The 12,744-nt window shown below is 48.3% G+C and carries 10 protein-coding genes; 2 read left to right on the forward strand and 8 right to left on the reverse strand.

The genetic code is table 11. The features are described 5' to 3' along the window. Positions 1 to 25 precede the first annotated feature (25 nt). The 6 genes from OIR97_RS14735 to OIR97_RS14760 all read right to left on the reverse strand — a co-directional run bounded on the left by OIR97_RS14735 (position 26) and on the right by OIR97_RS14760 (position 8,764). Entirely contained in the window at positions 26 to 3,529 is a 3,504-nt protein-coding gene (locus OIR97_RS14735) for an indolepyruvate ferredoxin oxidoreductase family protein (RefSeq protein WP_219821540.1), read from the reverse strand. Positions 3,530 to 3,693: 164 nt separating this feature from the next. Then, the gene (locus OIR97_RS14740) at positions 3,694 to 4,389 is read right to left on the reverse strand and encodes an ABC transporter ATP-binding protein (protein ID WP_169543004.1); all 696 of its coding nucleotides are present in this window, start codon (positions 4,387 to 4,389) and stop codon (positions 3,694 to 3,696) included. Further along, a complete protein-coding gene (locus tag OIR97_RS14745) occupies positions 4,382 to 5,137 on the reverse strand; it encodes an ABC transporter ATP-binding protein (protein WP_169543005.1) in 756 nt (251 codons plus the stop codon). Before OIR97_RS14745 ends, OIR97_RS14740 begins: the two co-directional genes overlap by 8 nt. Before the next feature lies 1 nt (position 5,138). Continuing rightward, positions 5,139 to 6,431: a branched-chain amino acid ABC transporter permease gene (locus OIR97_RS14750; protein WP_169543006.1), complete on the reverse strand. Its 1,293-nt coding sequence runs from the start codon at positions 6,429 to 6,431 to the stop codon at positions 5,139 to 5,141. After that, positions 6,428 to 7,378: a branched-chain amino acid ABC transporter permease gene (locus tag OIR97_RS14755; RefSeq protein ID WP_169543007.1), complete on the reverse strand. Its 951-nt coding sequence runs from the start codon at positions 7,376 to 7,378 to the stop codon at positions 6,428 to 6,430. Before OIR97_RS14755 ends, OIR97_RS14750 begins: the two co-directional genes overlap by 4 nt. A gap of 111 nt (positions 7,379 to 7,489) precedes the next feature. Further along, the gene (locus OIR97_RS14760; RefSeq protein WP_169543008.1) at positions 7,490 to 8,764 is read right to left on the reverse strand and encodes a branched-chain amino acid ABC transporter substrate-binding protein; all 1,275 of its coding nucleotides are present in this window, start codon (positions 8,762 to 8,764) and stop codon (positions 7,490 to 7,492) included. Positions 8,765 to 9,248: 484 nt separating this feature from the next. On the opposite strand from OIR97_RS14760, the gene OIR97_RS14765 reads away from it, so the two are divergent. Further along, complete coding sequence (locus tag OIR97_RS14765; protein WP_219821541.1) at positions 9,249 to 9,659, forward strand: YbaN family protein; 411 nt, start codon at positions 9,249 to 9,251, stop codon at positions 9,657 to 9,659. Here OIR97_RS14765 and OIR97_RS14770 read toward each other — a convergent pair. Together OIR97_RS14770 and OIR97_RS14775 are read right to left on the reverse strand one after the other, a co-directional pair. Then, positions 9,652 to 10,596, reverse strand: a complete 945-nt coding sequence (locus OIR97_RS14770) for a nucleoside hydrolase (RefSeq protein WP_169543009.1) — start codon at positions 10,594 to 10,596, stop codon at positions 9,652 to 9,654. The genes OIR97_RS14765 and OIR97_RS14770 overlap by 8 nt on opposite strands. A gap of 52 nt (positions 10,597 to 10,648) precedes the next feature. Then, positions 10,649 to 12,037 (reverse strand): aminotransferase-like domain-containing protein, encoded by a 1,389-nt coding sequence (locus tag OIR97_RS14775; protein ID WP_169543010.1) that lies wholly within the window; start codon positions 12,035 to 12,037, stop codon positions 10,649 to 10,651. 96 nt (positions 12,038 to 12,133) lie between these two features. Here OIR97_RS14775 and OIR97_RS14780 point away from each other — a divergent pair, with 96 nt between their 5' ends. Continuing rightward, the gene (locus OIR97_RS14780; RefSeq protein ID WP_169543011.1) at positions 12,134 to 12,742 is read left to right on the forward strand and encodes a LysE family translocator; all 609 of its coding nucleotides are present in this window, start codon (positions 12,134 to 12,136) and stop codon (positions 12,740 to 12,742) included. Positions 12,743 to 12,744 lie beyond the last annotated feature (2 nt).

A 12,744-nucleotide genomic window follows, 5' to 3' on the forward strand; every position in this document is an offset into this window, starting at 1 on the left:
TTGGACTTAAATGCCTCACTCCTCTTTATTCGGCCGCCAGCTTAGTATTTTCGCCATTCCGGAACCGGGACAGCAGACTTTCATGCTGAGCTTTTGCCGCCAGAAGGTGACGGTCTTTAACATGACCAAACCCACGAATATTCTCAGGAACCTCAGCAATTTCGACTGCCAGCGCATGATTTTCAGCGCTCAGTTTATCCAAAAGTTCACTGACCGTTTCGCAATATTGTTGAATAAGAGCAACTTCGCCTTTTCTTTCCTCGGTTTTTCCAAACGGATCCAAAGACGTGCCGCGGAGGAATTTCAACCGGGCAAGCAACTTGAAGGCCACCATCATCCAAGGGCCAAATTCCTGCTTCTTCAGATGTCCCGTCTCTTTATCTTTTTTAGCAAGAACGGGCGGCGCCAAATGAAACTTGAGCTTGAAATCACCCTCAAACTGTTCCGCAATCTTTTGTGCAAATTGCCCGTTGGTGTACAAGCGTGCGACTTCATATTCATCTTTATAAGCCATCAATTTGAACAGGTAGCGGGCAACAGCTCGGGACAACATGTCATTTTGCCCGGGGAGGGCCGCTTCTTTTTGCCGTACCTTTTCGACAAGGTTGAGATATTGTTTTGCGTATCGCTTGCTTTGGTAGGCGGTCAAGAAGTCAAAACGATGTTTGATCATCTCGTCCAGCGTTTCAGGCTTTTTCTCAAACGACAAAGGAGTTTCAGGCAACGCTATTTGCTTAACCAGCGTTTCATCCGTAACCGCCTTGCGCCCCCACGCAAAACTGCGTTTATTTGCCTCAATCGCGACACCGTTCAATTCGATCGCCTGCTCGATAGATGCAAGCTTCAATGGAATGGTCCCTTTTTGAAATGCGACGCCCAAAAGGAAGAGATTGGCGGCAATGGAATCGCCCATTAACGCTGTCGCAAGCGTTGTACTATCAACAAATTCCGCTTTTTCCCGACCGATTGCGTCCGCAACCAACTGAGTCAATGCTTCCCGGTCCATCGCAAGATCCGGGGCTAATGTAAAGGCAGCAACCGGAACCACATGGTCATTAATAATCGCCCGAGTTCTTCCCAACCCGTAACTTTTAAGAGCATCCTGTCCGGCAGCAACCACCAGATCGCACCCAACAACGAGGTCTGTTTGCTGATTGGGAATGCGCGTGCCTCCGAGATCAGCCGCTGTTGGCGTGATACGAACATGGCTCATTACCGCACCATTTTTCTGCGCAAGACCAGTTTGATCCAGAATAGACGCGCCTTTTCCTTCTAAGTGGGCCGCCATCCCCAGTAAGGCGCCGATTGTTACGACACCTGTTCCGCCAATACCCGTGACAAGTATATTATAGGAGCCGGATATTTCGGGTGTCGTTGGTTCAGGCAAACCCGCGGCGGGATTGGAAACGTCAACATCAGAAGAAGAGACTTCTTTTTTCTCAGGCTTTTTCAACGCCCCGCCTTCGACCGTCACAAAACTGGGACAAAACCCTTTGACACATGAAAAATCCTTGTTGCAGGAAGATTGATCGATGACCCGCTTACGGCCAAGCTCCGTTTCAAGCGGTTTAACAGAAACGCAGTTGGACACTACACCGCAATCCCCGCAACCTTCACAGACCAGATCATTGATAAAAGCGCGCTTCGCAGGATCCGGGAAGGTCCCTCTTTTGCGGCGGCGACGTTTTTCAGCGGCGCATGTCTGATCATAAATCAAAACACTAACACCCTTAACGTCTCTTAAGGTGCGCTGTACACTATCCAGATCATCCCGATGATGGATGGTAACACCGGGCGCCCACCGCGTCTGGCTATCATATTTTTCAGGTTCATCCGTTACAACGACGATCTTTTTCGTTCCCTCAGCATGGACCTGTTGACTGATTTGCCAAGGACTTAAAGGGCCATCAAAAGGCTGCCCACCGGTCATGGCAACGGCATCGTTAAACAATATTTTGTAGGTGATATTCACATCTGCGGCCGCCGCTGCCCGGATCGCCATTAGACCAGAATGATAATAAGTCCCATCCCCCAGATTTTGAAAGATATGTTCTTCATTGGTAAACGGTGCCTGACCAATCCAGTTAGCCCCTTCCGCTCCCATATGAGTATATGTCTGCGTGCGCCGATTAGGCATATAAACAGCCATTGTATGGCACCCGATACCAGCCATGGCACGACTGCCTTCCGGCACATTCGTGGACGAATTATGAGGGCAGCCTGAACAAAACCAAGGGGACCTTGACACCGGTGCTGCCGGCATTGCATTTCCGCTTTCGTTCGCTTCTGCGACGGCAATTCCGTCTATCAGTGATTTGGGCAAGTCGCGAATTTTTAATCGAGACGCGATTGCGCTTGCAACCTCACCAGGCGTTAGTTCTCCATCGGAAGAGAGAAGAAATGCGCCTGCCGGGTCTGTTTTACCGACCAATCGTGGACGCGCTTCCATGTCGTAGAGAATGCGTGCGGCCTGCTCTTCAATCAGGCTTCGCTTCTCCTCGACAACCAGGATTTCGTCCAGACCCTTGGCAAAATTTTGTAAACCTGTCGGCTCCAACGGCCAGGTACAGGCAACCTTATAAACGGAAAGACCAATTTCTTCGGCGATCTCTTGAGTAATACCAAGATCTGACAGGGCCTGCTCAACATCCAGCCAGGATTTACCGGTTGTGACAATACCAAACTTTCGGGTCGCGCTGTCTTTGGTGATCTTATCCAACCCATTGACCCGTACAAATTCCTTAACCATGGGAATTTTATGGCGCACCAGGCGTTCTTCTTGTGCGATTGCACTATCTGGCCAACGCAAATGTACGCCGCCCACAGGCTCTTCGATTGTATCCGGAATTCTGACCTGCACCCGATCGTCGCCCACATAGGCCGTCGCAGAACTTTCCACTGTATCGGTAAGACATTTCATTCCCACCCAGCAGCCGCTGTAACGACTCATAGCCAGTGCATAAAGACCATAGTCCAAATATTCCTGCACCGTCGCCGGGTTCAAAACAGGGATCATCGCCGCAGCCATCGCCTGTTCACTCTGATGGGCAACCGTTGATGATTTTGCAGTATGGTCGTCCCCCATCAATACGAGGACGCCGCCATTTTTTGATGTTCCGGCCATATTGCCATGTTTGAAGACATCACCGGACCGATCGACACCGGGCCCCTTGCCGTACCAGATACCAAAAACACCGTCATAATCTGATTTTCCAGACAAGTGCAGTTGCTGGGTTCCCCAAATGCTGGTTGCCGCCAGATCCTCATTCACGCCGGGCTGAAATTCAATATTATTATTTTTTAGAAAGGGTTTGGCTTTCCATAAACTCTGATCGTAAAGCCCCAACGGAGATCCCCGATATCCCGAAATGAACCCGCCTGTTTTCAAGCCTGCTGCGACATCCCGCTGTCTTTGCATCATCGGAATACGAACCAACGCCTGCGTCCCTGTAATAAAAACCTGACCTTCATCAAGTTCATATTTATCGTCCAATGTGACCGGGTTTTCGCGCATGGAACTGTTATTCATGAAGTGGCCTCTTGCTCAGACATTTATATTTTTCACGCCAGAGATATGGGCATGGCGCTTTTGAGGTGATCATACAGGAAATAAAGTACGATCAAAATAAGAAAGGCGGCGCCCGCCCGGGCAGCCGGGTTGGCACCGCCTTCTCAACCGCTATCAAACAGGGCCTAGACCTCGAGCCATTCCTTGCGGATATGCTCATTAGCCTTAAGTTCATCAGGTGTTCCCTCGTACACCATATGACCGTGCCCCATTACATATAGTCGGTGAGAAATCTTCAAGGCGATCGCCAGTTTTTGTTCAACCAGCAAGATGGAAACACCTCGATTAGCAATTTCCGAAAGCAATCGGCCGACCTGCTCTACAATTTTAGGCGCAAGCCCCTCTGTAGGTTCATCGATCATAACGAGATCAGGATCCCCCATGAGCGTTCTGCACATCGTCAGCATTTGCTGTTCTCCACCAGACAGCACACCAGCATCAACATCCGCCCGGGTTCTAAGGTTGGGAAACATTTCAAACATGTCTTCCATCTTCCAACGCCCCTGCTTCTTCATATCCTTGATACCAAGAAGCAGGTTTTGCCGGACCGTCAGCCCAGGAAAAACATCGCGGTTTTCCGGAACATAACCAAGCCCCGCGTTGGCGATCTCATGTTCCTTCATGCCCGCGATTTCCTTGCCTTTAAAACGGACTGAACCATGTGGCGGAACTTCACCCATTATAGACTTAATGGTTGTGGAGCGCCCGACACCGTTCCGCCCGAGAAGAGAGACAATCTCCCCTTCTTTCACATGGAAATTGACCCCTTGCAAGATATGGCTTTTGCCGTAGTAGGCATTTAAATCAGTTACCTCAAGCATGCTCTGCCTCCGCACCCAGATAGGCCTCCTGGACCGCTTTATTATTCCGGATATTCTGGGGTGTATCCGTTGCGATAATCTCGCCATACACAAGCACAGAAATCCGATCAGCAAGATCAAAAACCACGCCCATGTCGTGCTCAACCATCACAAGGGTCTTGCCTTCAGTAATTTTTCGGATCAACGCCATGGCCTGATCCGTTTCGGAATGGCTCATACCAGCGGTTGGTTCATCCAGCATGATCACATCGGCGCCCCCCGCAGAGGCAATACCAATTTCCAAGGCCCGTTGTTCAGCATAGGTCAAAACACCGGCAGGAACGTGCTGACGTGAGGTCAGTCCGATCTCTTCCAGCACTTCGGCCGTTCGTTTATTCAGCTCTTTTTCCCGGTCAACCAGATGCCAGAAAGAATATTTGTAATCCTTTACCCACATCAAACCGCACCGAACATTTTCAAAGACGCTTAACATCGGGAAAATATTGGTAACCTGAAAACTCCGGGACAGACCCTTACGGTAGATTTCATAAGGAGGAAGGTTGCTGATATCTTCACCGTTCAGCGACACTTGGCCTCCTGACAAATCGTACCGGCCACTAATCAAGTGAAACAAAGTTGATTTACCGGCCCCATTCGGACCAATAATCGCATGTCTTTCACCCTTTGCGATGTCCAGATTAACACCTCGGATAATCTCGGTCGGCCCGAAGCTTTTCCGAACATCTTCCAGTAAAATAGCAGACGTCATTTTACGCTCCCTCCTCTGAGTTTAGAGGTGCGTTAGCAACCTCCCAGGCTTCTCGCAACTGAGGCATTTGAGTTTTCGTTAAATAAGCACCGACGGTTCCAAGAATACCAACGATCACCCATGGAAGAACTGTATGCGTATCAAAATCCATTCCGATCAATGTCATCTGGGTTTCACCAACAGCCGCAGAACGAACGTGGTGGATCATTTCAAGGAAACCAACAATACCGGCCAGCATCATCAATGTTGGAATGCCTGCCCGAATGTAGGGAACCAGCAAACCGTTCAGCCGTTTCATCCGATAGGCTGGAATATGCATCGCCATAATGCCGGTCAGTCCTTGCGGAACATACATAACCGTCAGCACGAACATAACACCAACATAGAGCTGCCAGATTTCCGTGTAATTGCTGAGCAGCGTTTGCAGAAGGGTAAAGATGACAGCGCCAACAATAGGTCCAATAAAGAAGCCTACGCCACCGATATACGTCATCAGAAGTACAACACCCGATGTTAGAGCATTGAGGTTTTCCTCTGTTACAATCTCAAAGTTGATCGCAAACAGTCCCCCGGCGATACCCGCAAAGAAGCCTGACGCACAAAATGAGATAAACCGGACTTTCCGCTGCGAATAGCCGATAAACTCGATCCGTTCGTCATTGTCACGTACAGCGTTCGCCATACGTCCCATTGGCGTACGGGAGAACAGATACATCAAACCGATTGTGACAAACGCCCAAGCGGCAATCAGGTAATAGACTTCGATATCCTGGGCAAAATCGACATCCATAATAACCGGCCCCATGGTCCGATCACCGCTGACACCTTCTTCGCCACCAAAGAAGGCAACAAAGATCAAAGAACTTGCCGCAATCAGTTCGCCAATTCCCAACGAAATCATCGCAAAGACGGTGCCGGCGCGCCGTGTCGAGAAACTGCCGACAATCACCGCAAACACCAAACCGATCAGGCCACCGAAAATTGGAAGGAAAATCATCGGAAGAACAATGATTTCATCTTCAATATAATTCATGAAATGGACGGACATAAATCCGCCAAGACCGAAATAGACGGCATGGCCGAAAGACAGCATCCCACCCTGACCAAGAAGCATATTATAGCTCAAGGCAAAGATGATAAAGATACCCATCAGGTTCATCGTATAAACAGCGATATTACTGCTGAAAATAAACGGTAAAACGATAAGTGTTACAGCAAGGAAAATCCAGGGACCAAAACGCTTTGCGAACGGTGCGGACATTCCTCCTGCCTGCGCATTTGTAATTTCACTCATGTTTCACGCTTCCCAAACAGACCTGTCGGACGGAAGATCAGGATCAACACCAGCAACAAATATGGTAAAATTGGCGCCACTTGCGGCAGGGACAAAGTCCACAAATCCCGAAGGGCACTTTCTGTATCTGTTGTTATGTTGAAGGCGGATAGAAGATCGCTGACGGAATAATCCAATGCAATTGCAAAGGTTTGTAGCAAGCCGATCAATAGCGATGCAACAAACGCACCTGCCAAAGAGCCAAGGCCACCAACAACCACAATCACAAACACGATACTTCCAAGCACCACGGCCATTCCGGGGAATGTTCCCAGCGCCGGACCAGCGATAACACCGGCCAGACCCGCAAGGGCACAGCCTACGCCAAATACACCCATAAACACCAACGGCACATTATGCCCCAGCATAGCTGTCATATTAGGTTGCGTGATCGCTGCCTGAATGATCAGCCCTACACGAGAGCGTGTCAGAATGAGCAGGAGCATTATGAAGATGGCGATGGAAACCAGCAGCATGAACGCTTTGTAAGCCGGAAAGTCCTGACCGAAAAAGGTAAATAGAGAAAACTGCAGGATTTCTGGCTCGTGGTAGGCTTTCGTATCTTTACCCCAGATGAACTGGACGATTTCTTCGATAAGGAAGGCGAGACCGAAAGTAAAGATCAGCTCGGCAACATGTCCCCATCGGTGAACATATCGTAATCCATATCTTTCAATCATGGCTCCTAACAAGCCAACAACAATCGGGGCAACAATCAACCCGATCCAAAACCCGACATATAGACTGATTGTATAGGCAAAATAAGCGCCAAGCATATAGAAGCTGGCGTGGGCAAAGTTCAAAACACCCATCATAGAGAAGATTAGTGTCAAACCACTTGCCAACATGAAGAGCAACAGCCCTGTCACAATCCCGTTTAATAGGGAAAAGAATATCAATTCAAACATTGGTTGAATCTCTTTTACGCAAAATGAGAGGGAACAGATCTTACGTCTGCTTAAAGAGAGCTGCCTGACACAGAGTCAGGCAGCTCGAGTAACCCTAGAAGTAAAACGCCATTATTTAGGCCGGCGCATTTTGCAGGTCGTAGGCAGAGCGGTATCCGCTGCTGCAACAGTGCTTTCTGTTCTCATGCCAAATCCTGAATTATCAGAATCAAACGTGATATTTTCGTCAGTATGAACAGAAACATGGATCGGCTGGATAAGCTGATGGTCATCAGCACGCATCACTAGTTTTTCACCATGCAAAGAGGTGAATTCCATGCCTTCAAGTGCAGCCGCTACGTCGATTGGCTTTTCACTTCCACTTTTCTCCATTGCAGCTGCAAGCATCTGGATTGCATTTGCAATACGGAACTGAGAAATATCTTTTTCAGGATTTTTCGCTTTAAATCCTTTGTGATATGTCGTGTAAGCATCTGTGCTCGGAGGGTTCAAAGGACCTTCATGGACCAGGCGAATTTTGTTCTTACCGCTGGCACCAATTGTTTTCGTAATACCATCATTGGCGGCATAGTATGTGTAAATCGGAACATCAAGACCTGTTTCACCAATGGCCTTACCAAGACCAACCATATCGGCACCCCAGTTACCTGTGATAACCGCATCAGCACCGGAAGCCCGGATTTTAGTAGCGTATGGTGTAAAGTCTTTCACTTTTCCGATCGGGTGCAGCTCGTTGCCTACGATTGTAATATCAGGGCGTTTTTCACCCAAGAATTTAACAGCCGCAGCAGCAACAGCCTTACCGAAGGAATAATCCTGACCAATCAAGTACACTTTTTTAATGCTCTCTTTGGTCTTGATCACGTCCGTCAATGCGTTCATTTTGATGTCAGCATTGGCGTCAAAGCGGAAGTGCCAGTAGTTACATTTTGCGTTTGTCAAAGCAGGATCAACTGCTGAGTAGTTCAAAAACAGAACCCGATTTTCCGGATTACGCTTATTGTGCTTTTTAATCGCATCCGTGAGGGCGTTCGCAACACCAGAGCTGTTGCCCTGGGCAATATAGTGAACACCTTCACCGATCGCCCGTTTCAATTGAACGAGGCTTTCTTTAGGGCTGATTTTGTTATCGTAAGGAACGATTTCAAATTTCTTGCCACCGAGAACACCGCCCTTTTTGTTCACGAGTTCTTCAACAGCATATTTAAACTGGGCCAGTCCATTTGTTCCGGTTGCGGCAAACGGTCCTGAAAGTGGATCGATAAATCCAATTTTAATCGTGTCTGCTGCTTGTGCAGAAAATGCAGTAAGGGCTGCGAGGGTAGCGCCTGTTAGGATCTTGGATCTTATTTTCAATTTTTCCTCCCATCGGGATTGATTATCCATTTTTCTGCCTGGTCTATTTTTTTCTTATTTGGGAAAAACATCCGGGGTTTAGATTAACTCTTTATCCTTCCCGGTACTTCCGTGCGTTTTTATAATATTATTGTTGAACCCATTTTTGTGACCGAAGCTCAAACAGTATAATTTTCATTTCTCAAAGATTTCAACCCAAAAAGTCGCCCAGTTGCGCCTAAAAATTAGGCATTTCCCATTATTTAAATTGTTTTATGAAAAACATACCTCTCCTGAAAGTAATAGAGCTGGCATTTTCAATAAAACAGTTTGAGTACTTCAGCCCGCGACTATACATCGCAGTAAATAAATAAATTCGGGTCTTTCCGCGGACAATAAGGCCCAACCGAAGGGCACTCACGTGCCTCAATAAAATTTAATTGTTAAACCTTGCCTGCGAAGAATGTTTGAACCTCAAGCAACAAACAGTTACAGTCCCCCCCAACACACATAGAACGGTCCCATCGGCACAATTATGACTGAGAAATCCAAAAAAATTGTTCTGATGTTTATCGGCTGGTTCTTTGTCGGACTAGGGGGCGTAGGCGTAGTCTTACCCGTCTTGCCAACGACCCCGTTTCTCCTTATTTCCCTATGGGCGTTTTCCCAGTCTTCCGATCGGTTTCATGACTGGTTATATCACCACAAACTGTTTGGCCCCCCTCTTCAGGAATGGTCGAAATATGGCGTTATCCCTTTGCGTGCCAAAGTATTTTCCATTGGAACGATGGCAATCAGCGCGACCCTGGTAGTCCTTTTTTCGAACGTCCCCTGGTACGGATTGTCCGGCATGCTGGCACTGATGGCCGTTGGCGCAGGCTTCATCCTTACCCGCCCGAGCAAACGCCCATCAGTGCCGACAAAAGACGTTCCACCTGTCAGCTAAACCGTGCCAACCTGTCGATAAGCAGATTAAAAAAACCGTCCACATTTAACCCGTCACAAATATAGGCATTCGGTGTCTTTTCCTGAATGTCCCACCAGTCGGCCAGGGTTTGCCCCATCGTCAATTCAGATCCGATTTCGATATCTAGAAAGACTTTTCGTCCAGAAAACAACTCCGGATCGATGAGATATGCAATGACGCATGGATCGTGCAAAGGACCTCCATCAAAGCCATATCGGGTCATGTCAAACCGATTAAAGTAATCCAACATGCCGCCGCAAACATCGCCAACTGGCGAATCAAGGTCTATCATGCGCTTAAGCCGTTCAGGCGTAACCAACGCTTTATGGGTGACATCCAATGGCATCATCGTGAATTCCACACCTGCATCCAGAACGATTTTAGCCGCTTGCGGATCTACATAAATATTAAACTCAGCCGCTGGCGTTGTGTTGCCCAACTCCTTGATCGCACCTCCCATGCAAACGATTTCCTGAATTTTGGGAACGATACCGGGCTCCTTCATCATGGCGAGGGCGATATTTGTCATCGGGCCGATCGGACACAGAGTAATCGACTTATCATCCGCGGCCATGCAGGCTTCAATAATAAAATCAACCGCGTGCTGAGATTGCAGAGGCATCGTCGGATCTGGAAGATCAGCGCCATCTATCCCTGTACGTCCATGGATCCATTCTGCCGTGACCAGCGGACGCATCAACGGCTGGCGGGCCCCCGCAAAAACTTTAACATCCGGACGGTTGGCAAGCTCACATATTCGGCGCGCATTGCTTTCAGTCAAAGAAAGCGGGACATTGCCCGCCACCGTCGTAATACCAAGCAGCTCTATTTCTTCTTCAGATGAGAGTGCCAGCAGGATGGCTAACGCATCATCCTGACCTGGATCGCAATCTAATATGACCGATCTTTTTTTCATGCGCGTAAATTCCACTGACTGGCTGCCGCTGTCAAGATGTCCTGCGGTAAAACTAACTAATCAACGCCCGCGTTTCGCCAACCTGCAATAACGCCTTCAATCGGGACAATGCATTTTCCAGAACAGAGTAATCGGGGACACTCATCAAACAAACCCTGACGTAATTATCATCAAGTTGCCGGTTCATGGCAAAGCGGTCCCCGCCAATCAGCAGAATACCGTCTTCTTTGGCCTGCGTTACAAAATCAGTGGTCGCCATCGTGGCCGGCAGTTTCACCCAAATATGGGAAAGAGGACTTCGGACATTCATCTGTCCTTTTGACATCCATGGCTCAAATAACTTGCATGCCAGCGAATACCGTCTCTGATTTTCAGTCAATAAGTCGTCCTGTTGCTGATAAAGCGTCCCCATTTTCAAAAGCACGTTCACCACATCCAGAGTAAGCGGAGACGTCATCCAGTTTATGACCGTCATCCTGTTCACTAATCTGGGGATCAGCTTATCGGGCGCAACAATATGACCAACCCTTAGTCCGGGGCTGAATAGTTTGGAAAAACTGGTCAGATATAAGGATATATCAGGAGCCAATTCCCAAAAGGACGGTAACCGATTACGTTGCAACGGATTGTAAACACCATCTTCGACGATCGAAATATGGTGCTCTCTGGCAATCGTGACAATTTTTTTTCGCCGATCAAGGGACAGAGTTGACCCCGTTGGATTGTGATTCGTTGGTACCGTCACCAGAATTTTGAGTTTACCGCGCCTTGCAACACTCTCGAACGCTTCTGGGATCATTCCCTGATCATCCATTTCAATCGCACTAATCCGCAAACCAAGCTCTTGTGCCGCGGCCTTGATACCTGGATACCCAAATTCCTCAGTAGCAATACTATCCCCCGCATTCGCCAAAGCGGACATCGCTAAAAATAATCCGGACTGTGCCCCTTGTGTGATGAGGATATTCCTCTTCTCCAATGGCCCGATGAGAGACTCCATCCATTCCTGAGCTGCCGCGGCATCCACTGGGCGCCCCCGACAATCAAAGTACCGGCTATAATCTTCAACATTAAAGTTTTTGGAAACCAGCTCTAACGCCTGCTTATAGGCCATCTCAATTTGGGGATGATAAAAACGGTTAAGCGACAGATCGATCAGCTGATCCGGCTCCTGACGCGTATTGTCAGCCGTTGGCATGAACATGCCCGATCCGATCTCCTGCTTATCGCGGCCTGTGCCAAAAACGAAGGTGCCACGCCCAACCTGTCCATAAACGATACCGCGACGCTCAAGCTCTGCATAAGCCCGTGTAACGGTCCCCACGCTACACTTCATATCCCAAGCCAACTCTCTGTGGGTGGGCAGACGATCCCCTGGCGCCAGTTCACCTGAGCCAATTTTCGTCAGCAGCCGGTCCACGATCTCGCCAGATTTAGCCATACTTCCCTCAAATTGTAGTAGATACAATATAATTTTTGACACATCAATTAAAGGGACAATATAACGACAATTAGTTTTGTATCAAGGAATATTGCCATGCCAATAGAGACAATCGCACTTGTTTTTTTCTTTGCTGTATCCATGGTGGGTTCTCCCGGGCCGGCCAATATGGCTTTAATGGCTTCCGGTGCCCGTTTTGGATATCGGAAATCAGTCCCATTTCTTTTTGGCACTTTGTCAGGATTTATTCTGGTAGGGATCGGTGTTGCTGTTGGTGTCGGCACCTTATTCGCAAACTTCCCCACCCTAAAAACGACGTTTCTCGTATTGTCTGCTGGCTACATTCTCTATCTGGCCTACAAGATTGCGTTTCAAAAACCCAAATCTGGCGAAACGCTGGAACAACCGGGCTATTTTGCGGGTTGCCTGATCCATCCTCTAAATCCAAAAGCCTGGGTTATGATGATTGCTGCCCTGTCTCAGTTTGTGGATCCCGGCAAAGCGCAGATCATCCAGCTTGTAACAATTCAGATTGTCTTCAGCCTTACCGGCGTGGTTCTCAATTCACTTTGGGTTTTTGCAGGAGCCCTTGTCCACAAGCATGTTAAATCAGAAAAGCTTATGAGCCGGATCAACCAATCTCTCGCCGTCCTAATGATCATTGTCGTGGCGCTTGCAGTATTCCGCTCTGGAATTTTGGACTGAGA

It is taken from the genome of Sneathiella aquimaris (assembly GCF_026409565.1).
Classification (GTDB): Bacteria; Pseudomonadota; Alphaproteobacteria; order Sneathiellales; family Sneathiellaceae; genus Sneathiella; species Sneathiella aquimaris.

What these genes read in the sequence shown, in the direction of transcription:
- OIR97_RS14765 (WP_219821541.1), top strand. Translation starts at nt 9,249, where the DNA reads ATGACTGAGAAATCCAAAAAAATTGTTCTGATGTTTATCGGCTGGTTC.
- OIR97_RS14775 (WP_169543010.1), bottom strand. Translation starts at nt 12,037, where the DNA reads ATGGCTAAATCTGGCGAGATCGTGGACCGGCTGCTGACGAAAATTGGC.
- OIR97_RS14770 (WP_169543009.1), bottom strand. Translation starts at nt 10,596, where the DNA reads ATGAAAAAAAGATCGGTCATATTAGATTGCGATCCAGGTCAGGATGAT.
- OIR97_RS14740 (WP_169543004.1), bottom strand. Translation starts at nt 4,389, where the DNA reads ATGCTTGAGGTAACTGATTTAAATGCCTACTACGGCAAAAGCCATATC.
- OIR97_RS14750 (WP_169543006.1), bottom strand. Translation starts at nt 6,431, where the DNA reads ATGAGTGAAATTACAAATGCGCAGGCAGGAGGAATGTCCGCACCGTTC.
- OIR97_RS14735 (WP_219821540.1), bottom strand. Translation starts at nt 3,529, where the DNA reads ATGAATAACAGTTCCATGCGCGAAAACCCGGTCACATTGGACGATAAA.
- OIR97_RS14780 (WP_169543011.1), top strand. Translation starts at nt 12,134, where the DNA reads ATGCCAATAGAGACAATCGCACTTGTTTTTTTCTTTGCTGTATCCATG.
- OIR97_RS14745 (WP_169543005.1), bottom strand. Translation starts at nt 5,137, where the DNA reads ATGACGTCTGCTATTTTACTGGAAGATGTTCGGAAAAGCTTCGGGCCG.
- OIR97_RS14755 (WP_169543007.1), bottom strand. Translation starts at nt 7,378, where the DNA reads ATGTTTGAATTGATATTCTTTTCCCTATTAAACGGGATTGTGACAGGG.
- OIR97_RS14760 (WP_169543008.1), bottom strand. Translation starts at nt 8,764, where the DNA reads ATGGATAATCAATCCCGATGGGAGGAAAAATTGAAAATAAGATCCAAG.